This is a genomic window from Escherichia sp. AM3 (genome assembly GCF_032029835.1).
GTDB lineage: Bacteria > Pseudomonadota > Gammaproteobacteria > Enterobacterales > Enterobacteriaceae > Escherichia > Escherichia coli.
Genome location: NZ_JAVUPQ010000313.1, coordinates 1 through 1,292, shown reverse-complemented (window position 1 = coordinate 1,292; position 1,292 = coordinate 1). Strand labels below are relative to the sequence as shown.

Here is a 1,292-nt window from a genome sequence, read left to right as displayed (position 1 = left end):
CCACTTATGTTTACAGAATAATCAGAAAAGGTAAATAGACGGAAAGTCTATATTTTATTAACACCTTATTAACGCGTATTTATGATACACATAGCCTTCTCGTATAAATAATAAATAAACTTTTTATTGTAGAGTAAGATAATTAACTCATCTTTATTAGAAACAGAGAAGTAGTCGCATATCAGAGATGCGTGTTTCTTTGATGTGGAGATGGATATATTTAATATTCTTGCTATAGCATTATGACTGATTCCGGTGCTATATAAGTAAAAGACATCATTTACATATGATGATACAGAAGAATCATCACTCATTCTTCTGATTATATTTCTGATATCATCACTGACAATCGTTTTTTGATTATAACTGTCTTTATGACGAACATGAGCAGCATCATAAAATTGCCACAGAATAATATTTCTGTGTCCATTAAGAAATGACTGGACAGATATTGTCCAGAATCTGTTCTGAATAAAAACATCCTCTACAAGATTAAGATGCGTATGCTCATTCCTGTATGCTTCCATCTCTGTGACAGAGATCAATTCACAAAAATCTCTCTGCGACAGAAGCCATTTTTCAGCACTTTGATCTTGTGTAAGAAATGACTCATGAAACAGCGTATTGCAAAAAATAAATTTTCCAGTTTCGTCCCTGATACAGGCTGGATTTGGATAATCCTGAATAACTGCCGTCAGATTTTCCAGCAGATCTATTTGACGAGCATGTTTTTGTTGAATACGATCCATCGGATACATAGGAACCTCCTCACAAAGGATTCTATGGACAGTCGATGCAGGGAGGAGAGAACTCCCTGCATCGGCGATTTTCAAATTCAAATTTTAACGTGGCATTAACCACGTAATTAATATACTAATTATCTTTCGTACTGTCACCTTTTTAAATCATAAAAACTCTGATATTTGAACGAAGTCAAATTTCTTTTATTCATCATCATTTTTTGGAAAAAATCGTTCCATCTCAGATGATACCTTCTCCCTGATATCTTCAACCATATTGGCATATTCAAACTTTGGATTTCCGGAGACATGAGGACTGAGAGACTCAATACCCAAAATTTTCGCTACTGATGATTGTGTTTTTACAACGCATTCAAGAAGCAATTTATTAAACTCAGTCTGATTAAATGCAGACTCTTTACGCTCCATCTGAGCCTCATGTACACGAAGCCCCAGTTCAAGAAGCATTGAAGCTGTTGCTGAAAAACTGACATCTTTTTCCCTTGCCCCTTCCTGTCGACGCTTCTCAATAATCGCATTTATTTTTTCATA

At 35.0% G+C, this 1,292-nt stretch carries 2 protein-coding genes; both read right to left on the bottom strand.

What is annotated here, in order from left to right:
• Positions 1-68 precede the first annotated feature (68 nt).
• Positions 69-758 carry a conjugal transfer transcriptional regulator TraJ gene (traJ, locus tag RTW80_RS25420; RefSeq protein ID WP_000283385.1) on the bottom strand — a complete coding sequence of 230 codons (690 nt, stop codon included), beginning with the start codon at positions 756-758 and terminating at the stop codon, positions 69-71.
• 186 nt (positions 759-944) lie between these two features.
• Positions 945-1,292: conjugal transfer relaxosome DNA-binding protein TraM (gene traM / locus RTW80_RS25415; protein WP_136706548.1), on the bottom strand; the 348-nt coding region annotated here is incomplete at its 5' end.

Excerpts from the sequence above, each read along its gene's own strand:
- traJ (WP_000283385.1), bottom strand. The coding sequence starts at position 758 with ATGTATCCGATGGATCGTATTCAACAAAAACATGCTCGTCAAATAGAT.